Origin of the sequence: Streptomyces sp. NPDC050287 (assembly GCF_044459385.1) — a bacterium.
In the GTDB taxonomy this organism is placed as follows: Bacteria; Actinomycetota; Actinomycetes; order Streptomycetales; family Streptomycetaceae; genus Streptomyces.
Genome location: NZ_JBITIY010000003.1, coordinates 654,229 through 672,618, shown reverse-complemented (window position 1 = coordinate 672,618; position 18,390 = coordinate 654,229). Strand labels below are relative to the sequence as shown.

Below are 18,390 nucleotides of genomic sequence, written 5' to 3'. Positions count from 1 at the left end.
TATCGACGACGTTGTCAACGGTGGTCCTCCCGCAGATGGTCGGCCACCGCCCGCAGTGCCGTGACGGACTCCGCGTCACGCGAGGAATCGTCCGCCGTCGGCCACGCGCTGGTCTTGACGATCACCACGTCGGCGTCCGGGTCCACATACAGGTACTGGCCGTGGATCCCCACCGCGGTGAACGGACGTCGCTCGCCACCGAGTGTCCACCACTGGTTGCTGTACCCGTAATACGGGTACCCACTGGGGCCCAGCGCGCCGACCTCCAGGTGCGGCACCCCGCGACCCCGGCAGCGCGCCACCCATTCCTCGGGCACGATGCGCTGCCCGTCCAGCTCTCCGCCACGGGACATCAGCAGTCCCAGCCGGGCCATGTCGCGGGCGGTGGCATTGAGCGAGCCGCCGCCGATCGCGGTACGCGGCTGCCTGCGGGTGAGCCAGTAGTACGCGTCGTGCTCGGCACCGATGCGGCTCCAGAGGCGCTCCGTGGCGTACTGCGCGAGGGAGCGGCCGGTGGCGGACTCCAGCACCCATCCCAGGACCTGGGTGTCGATCGTCGAGTAGCTGAACTGTGTGCCGGCCTCGGCCGAACGCTCGGCCGAGGACACGACCTCGTGCAGCGAGCCGCCCCCTGTGGCGGCCTTGGTGAACCGGCTGATCAGACTGTCCCGAACGGTGTGGTCCTCCACCAGGTCACCCACTCCGCTGCTCATGTCGAGCAGATGCTCGATGGTCACGCCGTCGAAGGCGGAGCCCTCCAGCCCCCTGCAGTACGCCGTCACCGGCTCGGTCACATCCTTGATCGCTCCCTCGTCGAGGGCGATCCCGATCAGCATCGACGTCACCGATTTGGTCATCGAGAACATCTGGAACCGTACGTCGTCCCCGGCGAAGTACCCCGGGTACGACTCGTGGACGATCTCGCCGCCATGCAGTACGACGAAGGAGGTGGTGTTCGTCCGAGTGTGCAGTTCGGCAAGGCTCCGCTCCCGCCCCTCGAAGCCGTAGGTCACTTCCAGAGGGCGCGGTCGCCGGGGCAGGGGGAACACATCTCCGCCGCGGCGGACGTCCTCGGTGGGCATGAGGAGATCCATGTGAGTGAACGTCCACTCATTGACCGGGCGGCGGGTCATCACCTCGTCCTGGTGGCGCCACAGCCACACCGCCGCGGCGCCCGCCGCAGCGGCTCCCAGCAGCCACCCACCCGCTTCGATGCGCATTACTGAGCCCCTTCATCGCATGGACATGCCGAGCTTCGGCGCCCTCACTCTGGCTTGCCGGTCCAACGGTGTCAACAGTGGTGCCCAATATGGTGTCAATATTGGTGTCACCAACGTTGACATACTTTGGACGAGTGCTCATGATGACGACGGGGTCGTTGAACCCCCTCTCCGGCACTCCACGAAGGACAGCGCATGACAGCCATCAAGAAGAGCTGTGCTGCAGGCCCGCCCCGGACGGACGCACGGTGAAAGCGCTCGCGGATCACAGGAACGGTGACCGATGAACGGCACTGAACTGCCCACCGCGCGCCGCCTGCTCGGGAAGCTGCCCTTCGTCGACCCGGGCCGGCCCCCGCTACCCGCGACAACCGCGTTCCTGACCGGTGCCAGCTCCGGCATCGGCAAGGCGCTGGCAGCCGAGCTGTGCGCCCGCGGCCACGACGTGTACCTCACCGCGCGCACAATCGAGGTCCTGGAAGAACTGCGGGCACAGCTCACCGCCGCGTTCCCGCAGCGTTCGGTGACCGTGGCCGCCCTCGACGTGACCGATCACGAGGCCGTGGCGCGGACGATCGACGACGCGGCCCGGCGATTCGGCGGACTCGGAATGGTCATCGCCAACGCGGGGGCCGACGACTGGGGCAACATCGGGGAGGGCCGCTTCGAGGCGCACCGCGCGGTGGTCGACGTCAATCTGCTGGGTGCGATGGCGACCATCGACGCGGCCGTCGCACACTTCCGCAGCCAGGGCGGCGGGCAGGTGGTGGGCGTCACATCCGTCGTGGCCGCGGCGGGCCTGCCAGGCGGGGCGCCGTACTGCGCCTCCAAGGCAGGGCTCACGAGGTACCTTCAGTCGCTCCGAGGCGAGCTGTGGAACAGCGGCATCACCGTGACCACGGTCGCCCCCGGCTACATCGACACCCCGATCAACGAAGCCCTGGGCGACAAACGACCATTCCTCATCGACACCCGCACGGGCGCCCGCAAGATCATGGACCGCATCGAGTCCGGCGCCGTCCACGCGACAGTGCCCCGAGTGCCCTGGACCGTCGTCGAATACCTGCTGGCGCGGCTCCCGACCCGTCTGCTGCGGAAGCTCCATACCTGACCGCCCAGGCCCGGGGACCACTGACGCGCCGGTGCCGAGCCGCCATCACCCGGAGACCGTCGGGCCGGGCCAAGCCTTCGGCGCACACCACACACCCCGGTGCCGCCCAGCACCTGCCCGCTCCCGAGCCCCCGGCCGGTTCCCTCACCTGCCGCAGCGCCCGCCAGATCGCTCCGCACGCCCTGGGCAGTACGTCGAAGACGTCTGGGCCGGCTGACCGCCAGCCGCCGGACTGCGCCCCCAAACGCGTCCGGGTCGAGTCTGCCCTCTCTGCCCGGAGGCTCCCTTCGCCGCTCCAGTACCGGACACGGCACCCGACCGCCTACCAGTTCTGAGGTTTCTGCGATGCTCCTCTTCCCTCCCGCTCCCGCGCCCGCCTGCCAGGCGGCCCTCCGTGCAAGGGGCATTCAGTGAAAACGAACAGCGGCCCCGCGCTGACGTTCACCGTCGCCGCTGCCCTGATCGCCGGAGTCACGCTCGGCAGCAGCGGCAGTAACGTGATGCCCGTCTTCGTGGACGACTTCGCCGACCGCTTCGACCTGTCCAGCACCAGCGCCGGACTCGTCGCCGCCAGCCAGCTGACAGCGGTCGCGATCACCACCCTCCTGCTCACCAACCGCGCCGCCCGCCCCGGACGCGTCCGGATGGCCCGCAGCGGACTGGTCCTGGCCGCCGCGGGGTTCATCGGCGCCGCCATCGCCTTCGACATCCTGACGCTGATCGTGGCCGGCCTGCTGCTCGGCGCCGGACTCGGAGCCGTCTACGCCGCCTCCACCGCCGCCCTGCCCGGCGCCGGCGACGACGCCGACAAGACCTCCTCGATCGTCATCACCGGCGCGCTGTTCGCCAGTGCCCTGCTGATCCTCGCCGTCCCGGCCGTCAACGAGTCCGCAGGCGGGGGAACCGGCTTCTTCCTGTTGGCCGTGTGCTGCCTGCCTGGCTGGTTCCTGGTGGGCCACCTCCCCGACGGCCCGGGCTCTGCGAGGAGTCCTTCCGCGACCGCCCCCGACGCAGCCTCCCGGTCGGCCCGTCCCTCAGCCGTGCTGCTGGTCGGCGCGGGCCTCCTGATGGCCGTCACGCAGGGAGTCTGGTCCTATGCCTCCGTCCTGGGGCGCGGCCACACCGGCATGTCTGCCTCCGTGGTCTCCGCCGTCCTGGCCATCTCCAGCGTCGTCGCACTCGCCGGAGCCGTAGCCGGACCGATCGCCGTGAAGCGTTTCGGCCGCCTGCGCTCGATGACCGGGTTCGTCGTCGTCGAAGCGTTCAGCACGGGGCTCCTCATCGTCACCCACAGCCCCACCCTGTTCATCGCCACCGCCGTCATCTGGCAGACGTGCTGGCTGGCCGTCCTGGTACAGATACTCGCCGCCGCCTCGGTCATCGACTCCACCGGACGGTGGGTGGCCGCCCTCAGCGGCGCCGGAGCACTCGGTGGAGGCATCGGCCCGCTGGCCGTCGGCGCGATCATGGACAACATGGGCGTCGGCGTCCTGAGCATCCTCCTCACCGCCGGAACACTCATCGCAGCACTCCCCCTCCTCAAGATGACCGCGTCCAGCGACGCGGCGGCAGACCCCGCATCCGTTACACCCCACCCGCAGGCCACGCCCGTCGCGAGGACGACCACCGAGAAACCAGCCTCCCCAGCGGAATGAAACACCCGCCCCCGGTGTGTCGGCGATCCAGCGCCTCGATGCGCCGGGCCGCAAGGCAGAGGTCGGCGCCGCGCGCCGCGAGCTCGAGCGCCAGCGCCAGCGCCAGCGCCGGCGCACGGCCGATACCCGAGCTTGCACCCGTTAGATACGCCGTACGCGCAGGAACGGACCCACGAGGTTGGGGCAGGGCCCCGAGGAAGAGCTTCATGCCGGAACGACTCACGACAGCACGCCCGACAGCGTTGTCCTGCGCGACGCACGGCCACGCCGGGCGGATCGACTTCGACATCGCCGGGCCGGCTTGCGCATCTGCGCGTCCTGAGCGCCGCGTGCCGGTTCGTCCTGTTCCAGGTCAAGGAGGGTTCGGGTTGTCAACTATGTTGACAGCATAGTTGACCCGCCGTACTGTCCGGCCCATGTTGCAGACATCTGCGGGCCGCGTGGCCCGAGCTGTGATGGTCCTCGTCGCTACCGCGTCGCTGCTCGTGGGCGCGTCGGCGGCGGCGCAAGCCAGCCCTTGGGCCAAGCGGACGTGGGGCTACCTCACGACCCCCGACGGGGTGCAGCTGCGCTACAGCGTCCTGCTGCCGCAGGCGACCGGCCGGTTCCCGGTCGCCCTGAAGTACGACGGCTACGACGCCGGAACGATCGGCGGCGCCGCCTACCAGGCCGGTGACAGCTGGGAGTCGAGCGCGCTCGATTCGCGGCTGCTGGCCGCCGGGTACGCGGTCGTGGGTGTCTCCATGCGAGGCACCGGGTGCTCCTCTGGAACGTTCGGCGTGTTCAGCCCTTCCTGGGGCAGCGATGGGGCGCTGGCCGTCCAGTGGGCCGCCGCGCAGCCATGGTCGACCGGACGCGTGGGCATGTACGGCTGGTCGTGGACCGGCATCTCCCAGCTGTTCACCGCAAGCCAGCGGCCGCCGGCGCTGGCCGCGCTGGCGCCCGGCATGGTCGTCACCGATCCGCTGCGCGACGTCGGCGCCCCGGGCGGCGTCATCAACGGCGAGTTCCCCACCCTGTGGTGGGGCACGATCATGGACACCTGGACGCTCGACAGCCGCAACGCGGCCGGCGACGGCGATCCGACGTGCGCCGCCAACGTCGCCTCGAATCTGGCGACCGGCCAGGCGTCGTCGCCGACGACCGCCTACGGTCATCCGTTTTACGATTCCTACTGGGCCGAGCGAGACCTCCGCAGCCAGACAGCGAAGATCACCGCTCCCGTCCTGTCGGTCGAGGACTGGCAGGACGAGGAGGTCGGCCCACGCGGCGGCTACTACCAGGATCTGCTGAACCCCGACACCACCTGGTACATCGGCAGCAACGGCCAGCACGACCTGTACGCGAGCACGTCGGTGCAGAACCAGCTGGTCCCGTTCCTCGACCACTTCGTCAAGGGCGTCAACAACGGCTTCGAGCAGACGCCGCACGTCCGGCTCTGGATGGAGACGACGGCTCCGGGGGCACCGCTGCCCAGCGAGGACGAGCTCGCGCAGGCGACACCGTCCTGGACCCTCACGGCGCCAAAACTCCCCGTCCCCGTCCGGCCGACGACGCTGTACCTCAACGCCGACAGGACGCTCACCGGTGCCCGCGGCGCCGACGGCACGCTGACCTACCCGCCTGCACCGGGGCCGTCGGTCAACAACGGAGCGCTCGGCTCCGCGGTCACCGGCGGCAACGCCGGCCCGGCGGGCGAGGAGACCTGGAGCAGCGCGCCGCCCACCGGCGTCTCGTTCACCACCGCCGCGCTCAACAAGACGGTGACGCTGGCGGGTTCGGCGTCACTGGATGTGTGGCTGTCGTCGACGACACCGGACACCGCCCTGCAGGCGACGGTCACCGAGGTCCGCCCGGATGGCGAGGAGGCCTACGTGCAGCGCGGCTGGCTGCAGGTCTCCGACCGGGCGATCGATCCGAGCCTGTCCACCCCGTTGCGACCCGTCCATCCGCAGACGCTGGCCGCGGTGCAGCCACTGCAGCCCGGCGTCCCGGTCCAGGCGCGGCTCGAGATCGAGAAGTTCACCCATACCTTCCGGCGCGGCTCCGCGCTGCGCATCTGGATCGACGCGCCGAGCGGGACCGGCATCTGGAACTTCCCGGCCACCAACGCGGGGCTGAACACGATCTACAGCGACGCCGGCCATCCCTCGTCGCTCACCGTCGGGCTGCTGTCGACGCGCCCCGCGCCCGTAGGGCTTCCCGCGTGCGGCACCGTGATCGCCGAGCCATGCCGCGCTACGACGGTGACGATCCCGGACACCCCACCCGTCGACTGGCCCGACCTCGGCTGACACCGCGCGCGGCTCCCTCCTCGCTCAGGGCCGTGGGGGGACGGGCTCTGTGGCCGTCCTGGGCGTACGCCGCGGCAGCGATCCGGATCAAACGTTCCCCCGACGGTGCCCTTACGGCCGTCCTGCGGTAGGTGGCGGGGCTGGTCCCGTAGCGGGACTTGAACGCCCGGGAGAAGTGGGAAGCGTCCTTGAACCCGGCGCGCAGCGCGATGCTGCTGATGCTCTGAGCGTCGTATCCGGCCCCCGACAGCATCGCGCGGGCGCAGTCGAGCCTCTGGGCGTAGAGCCATGCGCGCGGTGTGGTGTCGGCTTCGCGGAACAGCTCGTGCAGATAACGCAGTGAAAAGCCCAGGTCGAGCTCCAGTACGCGCAGCCGGCCCTCGGGAACCTCGGTGAGCTCGACGAGTACCCCGTAGTCGGCGGTGGACAGGCCCGACTCAGCCTGCATCTCGCGGCCCAGTCGGCCGAGGAGCCTGTCCTGCAGTCGCACGAAGCTGCGCCAGGCGTGTTGTTCCGCGTCGGTGAGCCCTGCGACCACTCCGGCCCGTGCGGCGAGTGACACCGGCGGAGGCGGCCGCCCCACCCGTTCCCGGACCGTAGTAGCGGTGCTTGAACCACTCCCCGAGCGGCAGGTACTGGCCGGTGCTGTTCTTGGTGAGGAGATTGGCTTCGTTGCGGCGCAGGCCGTCGGCGCCGGCCGTGCCGTCCACGAGGATCTCTCCCTCGTCCCGGTCCGTGAGGCCCGCGATGGCACGAAGAAGTGTTGTCTTGCCGGAGCCGCTGGGGCCGAGCACGGTCAGGAACTCGTTGTCGTCGATGGTCAGGTCGACTTCGGACAGGGCGTGGACCGTACCGCCCTCACGCCCCGCGAACTTCTTGCTGACGCCTCGCGATCACGCTTGCTCCTCGGAGGGGTTCTGGGAGGCGGCCCACGGGGCGGCCTTGCGTTCGGCCCAGCGGGCGGCGGCGATCAGCAGCAGGGCCTGACGAGGACGATCACGATCGTCGCGTAGAGCCTGGGAGCCTCGAAGCGGCTGCGGTATTCGAGGATTAGACCGCCGAAACCGACCGAGACCACGAGGAGTTCGACGATCACCATGCCGGTGCCCCCCTCCCCAGGCCGAGCCGGACGCCGGTCATGATCCGCGTCGTCGTTGAGGGCCGTTGCCCGGTAACCCCGGTGGTCGCGCCATTCCCGCACAGCACGGTTGGCGGAGCCGTCGCGGTGGTCCACCTACCGGTGCCTGAGCGGTGGCAGCCCCAGGGGACGGGCCGTTGTCGGCCGCATACGAACCAGCATGACCTGCCGTCACCGCCGATCTGGTGTCGTCGCCCGTGGCTGGGCCAGCAACTGTTGACGCAGTGATTCGGTCAGCCACTGCTGGTACTGGTCGTCGGTCCAGCCGCGTCCGACCGTGGCGCGGAAATAGAGCTCGACGCTGCTCAGGAGCATCGCGCGGTCGACGGCATCCTGCCGGGTGAGCCCGGGGGCGAGGAGGCCGGCCTCCACGAGGGCGTCGACGACGGGGCCGAGCCACACCTGGTTGCTGCGATCGCCCTCTTCTCGGAGGTCGCGGACGCCGGGGTCGCCGCCGGCGTCGACGGCGGCGCCGAGGACGTCTCGGCCACTGCTGAAGAGAAGGCGGTGCCAGGCGGCGTACAGGTCGAGTTTCCGTCGCGGATCGGGTTCGGCGCCGATGCGGGCGCGCCACTGTTCGCCGTCGGCCTCAGCTTCGAGCCGGCTGACCAGTTCCTTGATGATCTCGGCCTTGTTGCAGAACACGGCGTAGACCGTGGGGGCGGCGACCCCGGCGTGCTTGGCGATGACCGTGACCGTCGTGCCGGCGAAGCCGCGTTCCCTGAACAGGGTGCGGGCGGCGTCGATGATCCGGGTGCGGGTCTCGGCCGCGCGTTCGTCGCGCAGCGTGGAGCGGTAGCGGCGCCGCTCAGGTGTTCCGGACACGGTCGCCTGCTCTTCCTGTCGTTCCTCGGCTCCACTCATGTTGACACTCTAGCCGATAGTGTGGACTATATTGAATGTAGTCGCGTAAATCGATTTCGAAGGAATCCAGATCATGAGACTGTCCTCTGTCCTGTCCGCCGGCCTGGTCGCGGCGGTGCTGACGGCCGCCCCGATCGCCTACGCCGCCGAGCCGTCAGCCCCTGTGGCCCAGACCGCGCACGCGATGCACACCACGGCCCCGGCGCAGTGGCCCTCGACTCTGCAGATGCCGAAGGGCGTGCGCCCCGAAGGCATCGTGATCAAGGGCTCGACGGCCTACGTCACGTCCTTCGTGGACGGCACCATCTACCACTTCGACCTGAGGACCGGAGAGCGGCGCGTGTTCGTTCCGGCCACCGGGGTCGGATCGATCGGCATCCTGCTGGACCACCACGGCCGTCTGTTCGTCGCCGACGGCTATGGCGGGAGCGTCCGCGTGATCGATTCCCGCAGCGGCAAGTTGCTGGCCCGCTACCAGTTGGCCCCCAAGGGCTCCTACACCGCCGTCAACGACTTCACCGTCCTCGACGGGGCCGTCTACGTCACCGACTCCTTCGCCCCCAACCTGTACAAGATCCCTCTGGGTAAGCACGGTCAGCTGCCCCGGCAGAGCCAGGTCAGGACCATCCCCCTCGAAGGGATGCCCTATGGGGGGGAGGGCAACTACGGATGGAACGCCAACGGCATCACCCCCACCCCCGACGGCAAGGCACTCCTGGTCGTCGACACCAACTCCAACACGCTGTTCCGGGTGGACCGGGCCACCGGCCACGCCACGCCGGTGGACCTCGGTGACGTGGACATGGCCTGGGGCGACGGCATGCGCCTGGAGGGCCGCACCCTCTACGTCGTACGCAACACGCCCAACAAGCTCACCGTCCTGCGGCTCAACAAGTCCGGCACGGCCGGCCGGCTCACGGCAGAGGTGAGCGACCCCCGGTTCGACACCCCCACCACCCTCGCCCGCCACGGCGACACGCTCTATCTGACCAACGCCCACTTCTTCTCCACCGACCCCGCGAACACCGAGTACGCGATCACGGCGATCCCGGACCCGGCCTGACACTCATGACAGCCGGGACATCAGTTGCGCGGTGCAGCTGCCCCCGAGGACACCTGTCCCACGGGTTCTCGCGCCTGGATCGGCTGTCAGTCAGGCGAGCACCTCGTCGGTGACGACGGGCTCGACTCCCGACAGGGCTCTCGGCTTCGAACGTGTCAGCGGGAGATGAGGATCTTGTCGAACCGCTGGAACGGGGGTGGTCGGTGAGGACCGCGCGGAACCGCCCGAGGTCGGAGGCCGATTCCGCAACTGCGGGGCCCGTGCCGGAGTGGATGCTGGTCGCGCCGATGAGCGGGGCGGCACCCCGGAGGGAAGCCAAGGCTCTGGGAAGTCCGGCGAGGTGGTCCTCTTGGGCGACCGTGCATTGGGCAGGCACTTGTAGTCCCCCGTCAGGTGGGTGCCGCCCGCGCCGGCCCCGTACTGATCGACCCCACCGAGACAGAACTTCTCGGTGGGGTCGATCAGTACGGGGCCGGTATCGGAAACAGCCGCATGAGAACGTCCAGGGACTCGTCCCGACACAGACGCTGGGTGACGACCGCTTCACACAGGCGGTCCCTAACGCTCAGCAGTGAGCTTGACCGCGTCCCCTGTGCTACTCCATCGTCAGGCGCGGAGGGCGCGCAGTATCACGGTCCTTGACTCGCACGAAACCTGCGTCGAGGTCCGGTCGCTGCGGCCAGTACCGGCTGCCACGGCAATGCCGGTGCCGCCGCTGTATTCGCGCGCGAAACCGCGATTCCCAGCAGGAAAGCCGACCACACTGCGCCCCGGGCCCGGCGTGTGCGGACCCCGGAGGGCTTCAGCAGGCCGACCGTGGCAAGGAGCAAGAGGCCGTCCACGGACAGCGGCCACAGTGAGGCACTCGCTGCCTCCGACCCGCCTTGCAGTGCGAATTGCCGCTGGTGAACGTACGAGGCATTCGCGGCGACCCCGGCAACAGCAAGTGCGCACAGAGGCCGAATCCACGGTGATTTCACTCATCGAACCCACCGCCCGGCACCGTACCCCAGTGCACAACGCGTGCACACTTGCGCGGGAACTCTCGGGAACTCGCGGTTATAAATGGGATGCGCCGAGACACGGCAAAAGGACCCCACCAGGCCATAGGACCAGGTCAGAGCCTGCTGGCAGACGAGTCGAGCTGTACGCCGGATTTTGTCACCCGGTCGCCTCGCGGCAGCCGGGGAGACGGCCATCCGCCTAGTACTCCAGCCGTAGATCGTGATCTTGTGAGTGGGGGCGCCGCTGATATGGCGCGGCCACCATTGACCATCTCGACGAGACCGGCCGCGCCATCGGCGGCGTCCATCCCTCTCTGCCTACTTGAGTCCACCGAGACGAAGGGCTTCCTCGATCTCGCTGAGCTTCGCGGACGGCAGGACGCCCGCCTGCCCGATCAGGTCTTCCCTGGCCAGGGTGACCAGCCAAGTGCAAGGGATGAAGTCGGGACGTGGAAGTGCGACTCTCAGGACGCCTTCGAGAGGCAGTCCTTCGGGGGCACCTACTGCCACCTCAACGGCCACGCCGCTGAGATCGGTGCCCGCGGGAGCGACGACCTGCATCGCCAAGAAACCGGACGTCTCTTCTCCCGACAGCAGTACGACTGCCTGCTGCTCGTTGAAATCTGCCCACCAGACTTCGCCACGTCGCATATGTCCTCCTGATACGGGACGGCGCGCCTGCGTCGCCCCTTCGACCGCCGCCTACTCCAGGCACAGATCGTAATGTTGGCTGGTCAGGGCCGACGATAAGACGGCTGCGGCCACCGTTGATCATCGTGAGTTGTGTGGACTGACGAAGAGACGGTGGCCGCAGGTCACAGCATAGAACCCGCCCGTTGGCGGGACGCGTTCGAGGGTCTGATGGGCCGGATCGCGGGGCGCTTCGCGCGGGTCGAACCCCGGCGCAGGGCGGCGCGGTTGGTGCTCGGTCTATTGGCCGACCTGCCACGCAAGAACTGCTGGACAATCGCGGAGTGGGCCGGCGAGACCACTCCGGACGGTATGCAGCACCTGTTGGGCCGGGCCAAGTGGGATGCCGATGCGGTACGCGATGACGTACGGGAGTATGTGGTGGAGCATCTGCACGACGACCGGGCGGTACTGGTGGTCGACGAGACCGGGGACGTGAAGAAGGGCACCAACACGGTCGGGGTGCAGCGCCAGTACACCGGCACCGCCGGCAGGATTGAGAACTCCCAAGTCGCTGTCTATCTGGTCTACGCAGGTCAGCGCGGCCACGCCGCCGTGGACCGGGAACTCTACGTTCCGCGCTCCTGGACCTTGGACCCCGACCGCTGCCGGGCTGCGGGCCTGGACGAGGACGCCGTCTTCGCGACCAAGCCGGAGCTGGCCACTCGTATGGTCGCCCGGTTCCTGGACGCCGGCCATCAGGCTGCCTGGGTGGCGGGGGACGAGGTCTACGGCGGCAACCCGAAGCTGCGAACCGCACTGGAGGAACGCGGCACCGGCTACGTCCTCGCGGTGGCCTGCTCGCACGAAGTCACCACCGGTGCGGGGAAGTTCCGTGCGGACATCTTGTCCAAGAAGGTGCCCAAGCGGGCCTGGCAGAAGCTATCGGCAGGGGCCGGGGCCAAGGGGCACCGCTTCTACAACTGGGCAGTCATCGACCTCGCCGACCCCCGCCCCGGGAGTCGTCAGCTGCTGATCCGCCGTAACCGCAGCACCGGTGAACTCGCCTACTACCGCTGCTACTCGCCCGCGTCCGTGCCGTTGGCCGTGCTGGTCAGAGTCGCTGGATCAAGATGGCGGGTGGAGGAGTTCTTCCAATCCGGAAAGGGCCTGGCCGCACTCGACGAGCACCAGGTTCGCCGCTATACCTCCTGGTCCCGCTGGGTCACCCTCGCCATGCTCGCTCACGCCTTCCTCGCCGTCGTCCGCGCCGACGAACACGCCCGCCATCCCGCCCCGGACAAGCTGATCCCGCTCACCTGCAATGAGATCCAGCGACTGTTCACGACGCTGATCGTCCGGCCCGTGCACGATGCAGCCCACCGGCTCCGCTGGTCCGCCTGGCGCCGCCGCCACCAGGCCCGAGCCCAGGCCAGCCATTACCGCCGACAAGCCGCGAATCAGACATGAAGATCACGATCTACGGCTGGAGTACTAGGACCGGCGTTGCCACCGGCCTCGTGCGGTCTACCCGCGGACTCGGGCCGGCAGCCCTCGAACGTCCGCGCAGAGCGCTTTTTATGGCGCTCCTTTTGACCTTGCTCCGGGTGGGGTTTACCTGGCCGCCTGAGTCACCTCAGGCGCTGGTGGTCTCTTACACCACCGTTTCACCCTTACCGAGGATCAAGATCCCCGGCGGCTTGTTTTCTGTGGCACTGTCCCCCGGGTCACCCCGGGTGGCCGTTAGCCACCGCCCTGTCCTGTGGAGTCCGGACGTTCCTCGGGAAGCCCCTGGGGGCTCCACGCGGCCGTCCGCCTGGCTCGTCTGCCGTATCGACCACGGTAGCCGGCCATGCGCGGATCCCGGTTCTTCGCTCAGCGACCGCTGAGCGGATCCGGTGACTCCTTGGACTGCGGCCCAGCTGCCAGCTGCATGGTGGAGTAGTCGAGCCAAAGCTCTCCGGTCACCCTGCCTCTCGCGCTCAACCGACGTCCTGCGAGCCTCGCCCACTCGCGAACGTGCGCCTCATCCAGCAGCCCGTCCGGGCCGAGCAGGTCGTCGCGCCCGGCTTGATCGAGCCGGTAGGAAGCGGTCACCCGGTCCGGAACTCGTCCGCTGCCGCCGATGGCTGTCCCCCGTCGCCGCGCCCAGGAGGCATCAGCAGCGGCCTGGTGCCGGGCCGTGCCACCGTTGGAGTACGCGTCCAGGCCCGGCACGGCCCCGGGGAAGCGCGCCGAGAGGGCCGAGGCCACTGCGCTGGCCTGCTGGTGGGCCGTGGCCCGTTCAGGTACCGACACGACCAGAGCGTGGGGTGCCAACATCTGCGGCAGATCACCACTTCTCACGTGAATGAGCAGGTCCAGGAGCCCCGCTTCAACCAGCACGCGGCTCTTGTCTTTCTCGTACTGGCGGCGGTCTCGCTGTCTGGCCGAGTGGTGGAATGCGCCGTCGTATTCGAGGCCTACACGGATCCCGTGAGGCATATGGAAGACGGCGTCGACCTCGACGTCCTTGTAGCGCCAGTGGGCCGGCTTGTGCTCGGGGGAACGGTGAGACGATGCGAGGCGAAGTCGGGCACACCGGTCGGCAGCCGAGGGTCCGGGCTCTCCGGAGGTACGAGGTCAATGAGTCCGGCGAGTTCAGCAACCAGCCGGACCTGCTTCTTCGATATCCCAGAAGTCGAGCACTTGCCGCAGCCGGTTCCCTGGACACGGTTGAGGACGGTGGCTTCCCAGCCGTGGCCGTGACGGCATCGCCAAGGCAAGGTCACGTATGTACCCACGCTGTCCGCTTCGGCAACATGCTTGCGCGAAATGTTGTGCTGGCTCGTAGGCAGCCGACGCGGGTCAAGCCCCGGAGCATCCAACTCGTCCGCGATTTCCGGGAACCAGGTGAACAGCGAGTTCGTGTCGTCGATCACGTACCCCGCACACACCCGACAGCCGTCCCCCTGAATTGCTCGCTCTTTGACCACCGCCTCAAAACGGTGCTCAACTGGGTGCCACACTCCGGTACTTGGATCGACCGCCCATGTCCGGCAGATCCACGGCACCCTCTCGTGTGAAGCGTGAGTGATGTCGCTCGCCAGCGTCTGTCCACGGTACTGAGCAGCCAGCGTCGGAAGGTCCGCGAGCCGGATCAAGCGCCGGCATTCGGGACACCCCGCACCCTTCTGAATGCGGTCCTTAGGCCAGGCCGGCCACGGCTCATGACCGAAGCCAAGAGGGCATTGCCACAGGTAGGGACTGACCTCGCCACTCTTCTGTTCCATTGCCGAGACGTTCACAGAGAGGATGACGTTGTCTCGGTGCCACTGCGCCGCGACCTCCGAGATGTCCGCGACGGTGGTTTCCCCCCGGCCACTGGTACGACTGCCCCATCGGTCCTTGACCGTGGCCCTGTGCCGATTCCAGTAAGCGGTGACTTCGGCCCGCCGGGCCCGGGCCGCTGCGAGTTCCTTCTTGATCAGTTCACGGCGGGCCCCGTTGAAGTCGTCCCAGACGGACCGCATCAGCCGAAGCATCCGTAACCGGTCCTCGCGCCCACCGCTCCCGGGATCGAGTCTCGCCGGCTGAGGTGGCCAAGCGGCGAGTACTGCCACGTCACGCCCGGACGCGTCTGAACCTTGAGATGCGACTCCTACCAGGAACTTGAAACCACCGTGATGCCATCGCGCGTCGCGTACGGCAGCGGGTCCTCGGCGTCACTCTCCCCGGGACCCCGAGCGTCGTCACCGTTCCGGCGGCCGGCCGCCCGTATCAGCGGCCTTCGGTTCACCGCCATGATGGCCGTCACCGCACGCGGCGGATCTCCCCGCGCGGGGCCGGGGGCCTTCATCCGGGCCGGAGCCGGGTGACGGACGACGCCGTGGTGTCCCCTGTGTGCGCCCCTGGGGTGGCCGCAGGCCCCGGATGTGCCGCCACGGGGAGGTGGCGGCACATCCTGCAGGCGGGCCGCCGGCTCAGGCCGGTGTCAGTTGCCATTGCTGGTTGGTGCCATTGTTGGCGGTCCACTGCACGACTTGGGCGCCGTCGCTGGTCGACTGACCGTACACGTCGGCGGCCAGGCTGCTGGCGCGGCTGACGATGGTGTAGTAGCCGTCGCCGGTGGGCCGGAGGTACCACTGCTGGTTCGTGCCGCCGTTGGCGGACCACTGCTGCAGTTGCAGTCCGGCCGTGGTGGAGGAGGCGTTGACGTCGAGCATTTTGCCGCTCGCGGTGTAGCGCAGGGTGTAGGCGCCGTCCTGGGCGGAACCGAGGGTCCAGGTCGCGTTCCCGGTTTGCTGGATGGCCTTGGCGCCGTCGGCCGTGGAGTTGCCGGTGATGGCGAGCGGTTTGCCGCTGTTGCGGTTGACGATGCGGTACGTGCCCGGCGCGGGACCGGTGCTCCCGCCGCCGCTCAACGTGAAGTACTCGACCGCGTCGCTGAACACGCTCGTCCCGGCTTTGCTGGTGGACAGGACGAGGTAGACCCGTGAGCCGCTGGACGGCGCGGTGAACGACACGGTCTGCGTCGCCTTCGAGCCGAGCGGGACGCTGAGGGTGGTGTTCCCGGAGGCGATCACCGGGCCGGTGGCGCTGTCGAGGCGGGCGCTCCAGGCGAAGCCCACGGCGGTGCCGGTGAAGTCGTCGTTGAACACCGAGATCGTACGGTTCACGGTGCTGTTGGCGGCGTATCCGGGGACCGCTTGCGGGAGCGGGAAGGTGCCGTTGGAGTCCGACACACCGGAGGCCGACCAGTAGGGCAGGTCGATCGCGGCGACCGGGTTGAACGCGGCCTGCACCCGCTGGAACTGCGGATTGCTCCACGGGTCGGAGAGGTTGTCGGCGCCGTAGACGGGATGGCCGCCCTCTTCGGGGGTGAAGTCGGTGGTGCGGACGCCGGGTATGACGCCCGCCCAGGCGGACAGCAGGGTGTAGGGGCGCAAGTCGCTGGCGTCCTTGCCGCGCTTGGCCACCATCGTGGTGGCGAACCACTCGAAGCCCTGCTTGGTGTTGCACGCCGGCCAGATGTACTCGCCCTCGCCGTCGGGCCGGCCGGGCACCGACACGACCTTCTCGCCGTAGGCGCCGAAACCGTCCAAGTAGTGCCCGAAGACATCGAAGTTGGCGTACGTCATGGTGGGGTAGGGGTTGGCCGGAGCGCCGACCCACGCGTCGACGCTGACCGGCCGGGTGCCGTCGTTGCCGTTCATCGCCGCGTACAGGTCCTTCTCGAACTGCTCCGAGTCCATACCGCTGCTGCCGGGCTCGTTGCTCTGGCTCCAGCGGATGATCGCCGGGTGGTTGCGGTCGCGCAGGGTCAGCGCGCGGGCGTGGTCGACCATGTTGTCGTGCCCGGCGACGAAGTCCTGAAGGCTGTTGGAGCCGCGGATGCCGGTCTCGTCGATGATCATCAGGCCCATCTCGTCGGCCACGTCGAGCATGTAGGGGCTGGCCGGCTCCTGATGAATGCGGACCACGTTGTAGTTGAGCCGCTGGTAGTTGTCGACCGCCTGCGGCCAGCCGCCGTTGCCCGAAGAGGGCGCGAGGAAGCCGGGCAGGGTGTCGTAGGCGTCGCCCTTGCCGCCGTTGTTGATGCGGTCGAAGTCCGCGCCCTGGAGGTTGTCGCCGCGGAAGTTCACCCGCACGCCGTTGAGGTAGTAGTACTCGCCGTTCTGGCTGCTCTCCCGGAATCCGAAGCGGTAGGTCGCGTCGCTGGTGCGGCCGTCGTCGGTCGCCGCGTGGACCGTCAGGCGGTGCAGTTGGGCGCGATACCCCTGCCGGTAGGGGACGTTGGGCCACCAGTACGAGGAGGAGCCCAGGTTCCACGCCACCGGCCCGACCGTCACCTTGACGGTCGAGTGGGCGGCCACGGTCACCGTGCTGCTCGGCAGCGCCGGGTAGTTGAACGACGTGGCGTTGTCCGATGCGAGCGAACCGGTCAGCGTCACTGTCCGCGCGACGCCGGAGGTGTTGGTCACCGACGCGTCGTAGGTGAGGGTCTGATTGGCCACGGACGTACGGACGAACGTGTCGCTGACGTACACCGCCGGATACACGCGCAGGAACGCCGAACGGAAGATGCCCTGCGGTACGGCCTCGGCCCAGTCGGCCGCGTCGGGCACCAGATACCTGCCGTTCGCGGGGTTCTTCAGGGCGCCCCTGCCCTTCACGTCGACCGTGATGGTGTGCGTGGTACCCGGTGCCGCGTACGCGCTGATGTCGAAGTTCGACGGTGTGAAGGCGGTGGTCCTGGTCGCCACCGTCCGCCCGTCGACCGACAGGGTCGCCTGGTGGTTCACCGCGCCGAACTCGATTAACGTCGACTGCGGCTGCCCGGAGTCCGGCACGGTGATGGTGCGGGAGTACACCGCCTCGTTCACATCGGTGAAGCCCTGCTTGTACCAGCCGCCGCCCGGCACGGTGATCGACGTCGCCGACCGGCCCGCCGGGGTGAAGCCCCACGTGCCGGCCAGATCGACCGAGGCGATCGCGGCGTTGCCCGCGGTGACGCCATCGGTGCCGGAGGCCGGCGAGGCAACGGCCGCCGTAGGTCGAGGGGCCGCCGCGGCCGGCTGCGTTCCCACTGCGCCGGTCAGCAGCGCCACGGCGGCCACGCACCACAACGCCGGGCGTCGGCGGCGCGGCGGCCGATGGTGTTGTCGCATCACACATCCCTCTTTCGCTGGGGACGGGGAACGGGAGACGGTCAGGCGGCCCGCACACCCGTCACCGCGCGGGCCGGCCGGATCGGCCGGAAGGGATCAGTGCACCGGTGACGGCAGCAAGGCCACGCCGCGTCCGGCCCCGGCCGACGGGTCCGATCGTCATGTGGGGATCCCCTCTGCTGATCACCGCGGTGCCACTGGTGGGAGCGCTCCCACACCATAGTGCCCAGCGGGGCATCCGTGAATGCCCCCGTCGCACCCTGTTGCCGAAGCCCAGGAGCGGACCCCGCTCCCGCTCCCGCGCGTGGCCGGTGCTGTTGGAGGGTCCTGCCGTCGAGGGCGGCCAGGAGGCGGGTGAGGGTGGCCTTTGACGGGGCGCGGCGACGTCCGGGCAGGTGGCGGCGGATGCCGAGTTCTTCCAGTACCCCGTTGCTGGCGCGCTGTCCCCACTCGGTGATTTCGGTGATGGTCCGGGCGCCGGAGACGACTGCGCAGGCGCAGATCAGCAGCAGGCCGAGCACTGGATACCACCGTCCGCGACGCGAACGCGGGTCGGGTACGCGCTGGAGGTGGGCGCGCAGGCGACCGGTGTCGTGCTGGTGGGGGGCCAGTTTCGCCAGGACGGCAGGAATCGGGAAAGATGGAGCGGCAGGCACGGGACCTCAATGTGATCAGCTGGCGTAGACACCCTGATGATCACCGGTCTCGTGCCTGTGCTGTTGCCGCGTCAACTCCCGCTCAACGCGGACGATCCACCCAAT

General features: G+C 68.9%; 14 protein-coding genes, 1 other RNA gene and 2 pseudogenes. 5 read left to right on the top strand and 12 right to left on the bottom strand.

Annotation, left to right across the window (positions count from 1 at the left end; genetic code table 11):
* Positions 1 to 14: 14 nt before the first annotated feature.
* Positions 15 to 1,220, bottom strand: a complete 1,206-nt coding sequence (locus ACIBK3_RS13405) for a serine hydrolase domain-containing protein (protein WP_399364995.1) — start codon at positions 1,218 to 1,220, stop codon at positions 15 to 17.
* A 283-nt stretch (positions 1,221 to 1,503) separates the two neighbouring features.
* On the opposite strand from ACIBK3_RS13405, the gene ACIBK3_RS13400 reads away from it, so the two are divergent.
* From ACIBK3_RS13400 to ACIBK3_RS13390, 3 genes are all read left to right on the top strand, one after another.
* A complete protein-coding gene (locus ACIBK3_RS13400) occupies positions 1,504 to 2,331 on the top strand; it encodes an SDR family NAD(P)-dependent oxidoreductase (protein ID WP_399364993.1) in 828 nt (275 codons plus the stop codon).
* Between the two features lie 410 nt (positions 2,332 to 2,741).
* Positions 2,742 to 3,986 (top strand): MFS transporter, encoded by a 1,245-nt coding sequence (locus ACIBK3_RS13395; RefSeq protein ID WP_399364991.1) that lies wholly within the window; start codon positions 2,742 to 2,744, stop codon positions 3,984 to 3,986.
* Between the two features lie 416 nt (positions 3,987 to 4,402).
* Positions 4,403 to 6,280 (top strand): CocE/NonD family hydrolase, encoded by a 1,878-nt coding sequence (locus ACIBK3_RS13390; protein ID WP_399364989.1) that lies wholly within the window; start codon positions 4,403 to 4,405, stop codon positions 6,278 to 6,280.
* Here the strand turns inward: ACIBK3_RS13390 and ACIBK3_RS13385 are convergent.
* The 4 genes and pseudogenes from ACIBK3_RS13385 to ACIBK3_RS13370 all read right to left on the bottom strand — a co-directional run bounded on the left by ACIBK3_RS13385 (position 6,225) and on the right by ACIBK3_RS13370 (position 8,282).
* Positions 6,225 to 6,842 carry a helix-turn-helix transcriptional regulator gene (locus ACIBK3_RS13385; protein ID WP_399364987.1) on the bottom strand — a complete coding sequence of 206 codons (618 nt, stop codon included), beginning with the start codon at positions 6,840 to 6,842 and terminating at the stop codon, positions 6,225 to 6,227. The two genes, ACIBK3_RS13390 and ACIBK3_RS13385, sit on opposite strands and share 56 nt — an antisense overlap.
* Before the next feature lie 184 nt (positions 6,843 to 7,026).
* Positions 7,027 to 7,074 (bottom strand): annotated as a pseudogene (locus ACIBK3_RS13380) (hypothetical protein); the annotation flags it as partial.
* Between the two features lie 176 nt (positions 7,075 to 7,250).
* On the bottom strand, positions 7,251 to 7,514 hold the full coding sequence (locus ACIBK3_RS13375) for a hypothetical protein (protein ID WP_399364985.1): 264 nt from the start codon (positions 7,512 to 7,514) through the stop codon (positions 7,251 to 7,253).
* A 75-nt stretch (positions 7,515 to 7,589) separates the two neighbouring features.
* Positions 7,590 to 8,282: a TetR/AcrR family transcriptional regulator gene (locus tag ACIBK3_RS13370; protein WP_399364983.1), complete on the bottom strand. Its 693-nt coding sequence runs from the start codon at positions 8,280 to 8,282 to the stop codon at positions 7,590 to 7,592.
* A gap of 73 nt (positions 8,283 to 8,355) precedes the next feature.
* Between ACIBK3_RS13370 and ACIBK3_RS13365 the strand changes: the two genes are divergently transcribed.
* The gene (locus ACIBK3_RS13365; RefSeq protein ID WP_399364980.1) at positions 8,356 to 9,345 is read left to right on the top strand and encodes an SMP-30/gluconolactonase/LRE family protein; all 990 of its coding nucleotides are present in this window, start codon (positions 8,356 to 8,358) and stop codon (positions 9,343 to 9,345) included.
* 629 nt (positions 9,346 to 9,974) lie between these two features.
* On the opposite strand, the gene ACIBK3_RS13360 is transcribed toward ACIBK3_RS13365, so the two are convergent.
* Positions 9,975 to 10,325 carry a DUF2637 domain-containing protein gene (locus ACIBK3_RS13360; RefSeq protein ID WP_399364978.1) on the bottom strand — a complete coding sequence of 117 codons (351 nt, stop codon included), beginning with the start codon at positions 10,323 to 10,325 and terminating at the stop codon, positions 9,975 to 9,977.
* 342 nt (positions 10,326 to 10,667) lie between these two features.
* Positions 10,668 to 11,000 carry a type II toxin-antitoxin system PemK/MazF family toxin gene (locus ACIBK3_RS13355; RefSeq protein WP_399364975.1) on the bottom strand — a complete coding sequence of 111 codons (333 nt, stop codon included), beginning with the start codon at positions 10,998 to 11,000 and terminating at the stop codon, positions 10,668 to 10,670.
* Positions 11,001 to 11,210: 210 nt separating this feature from the next.
* Here ACIBK3_RS13355 and ACIBK3_RS13350 point away from each other — a divergent pair.
* Positions 11,211 to 12,437 (top strand): annotated as a pseudogene (locus ACIBK3_RS13350) (IS701 family transposase); the annotation flags it as partial.
* Here ACIBK3_RS13350 and rnpB read toward each other — a convergent pair.
* From rnpB to ACIBK3_RS13325, 5 genes are all read right to left on the bottom strand, one after another.
* Positions 12,432 to 12,803, bottom strand: an RNA gene (gene rnpB, locus ACIBK3_RS13345) — RNase P RNA component class A. The pseudogene ACIBK3_RS13350 and the gene rnpB sit on opposite strands and share 6 nt — an antisense overlap.
* 51 nt (positions 12,804 to 12,854) lie before the next feature.
* Complete coding sequence (locus tag ACIBK3_RS13340; protein WP_399364972.1) at positions 12,855 to 13,277, bottom strand: hypothetical protein; 423 nt, start codon at positions 13,275 to 13,277, stop codon at positions 12,855 to 12,857.
* 164 nt (positions 13,278 to 13,441) lie between these two features.
* Positions 13,442 to 14,491 carry a zinc-ribbon domain-containing protein gene (locus ACIBK3_RS13335; protein WP_399364970.1) on the bottom strand — a complete coding sequence of 350 codons (1,050 nt, stop codon included), beginning with the start codon at positions 14,489 to 14,491 and terminating at the stop codon, positions 13,442 to 13,444.
* A 450-nt stretch (positions 14,492 to 14,941) separates the two neighbouring features.
* Positions 14,942 to 17,629, bottom strand: a complete 2,688-nt coding sequence (locus tag ACIBK3_RS13330; RefSeq protein ID WP_399364968.1) for an RICIN domain-containing protein — start codon at positions 17,627 to 17,629, stop codon at positions 14,942 to 14,944.
* 41 nt (positions 17,630 to 17,670) lie between these two features.
* Complete coding sequence (locus ACIBK3_RS13325; RefSeq protein ID WP_399364966.1) at positions 17,671 to 18,285, bottom strand: transposase family protein; 615 nt, start codon at positions 18,283 to 18,285, stop codon at positions 17,671 to 17,673.
* Positions 18,286 to 18,390 lie beyond the last annotated feature (105 nt).

Bases quoted from the DNA above. Each gene is read 5' to 3' on its own strand.
- ACIBK3_RS13405 (WP_399364995.1), bottom strand. From the start codon at position 1,220: ATGCGCATCGAAGCGGGTGGGTGGCTGCTGGGAGCCGCTGCGGCGGGC.
- ACIBK3_RS13400 (WP_399364993.1), top strand. From the start codon at position 1,504: ATGAACGGCACTGAACTGCCCACCGCGCGCCGCCTGCTCGGGAAGCTG.
- ACIBK3_RS13390 (WP_399364989.1), top strand. From the start codon at position 4,403: ATGTTGCAGACATCTGCGGGCCGCGTGGCCCGAGCTGTGATGGTCCTC.
- ACIBK3_RS13370 (WP_399364983.1), bottom strand. From the start codon at position 8,282: ATGAGTGGAGCCGAGGAACGACAGGAAGAGCAGGCGACCGTGTCCGGA.
- ACIBK3_RS13365 (WP_399364980.1), top strand. From the start codon at position 8,356: ATGAGACTGTCCTCTGTCCTGTCCGCCGGCCTGGTCGCGGCGGTGCTG.
- ACIBK3_RS13355 (WP_399364975.1), bottom strand. From the start codon at position 11,000: ATGCGACGTGGCGAAGTCTGGTGGGCAGATTTCAACGAGCAGCAGGCA.
- ACIBK3_RS13335 (WP_399364970.1), bottom strand. From the start codon at position 14,491: ATGCGGTCCGTCTGGGACGACTTCAACGGGGCCCGCCGTGAACTGATC.
- ACIBK3_RS13330 (WP_399364968.1), bottom strand. From the start codon at position 17,629: ATGCGACAACACCATCGGCCGCCGCGCCGCCGACGCCCGGCGTTGTGG.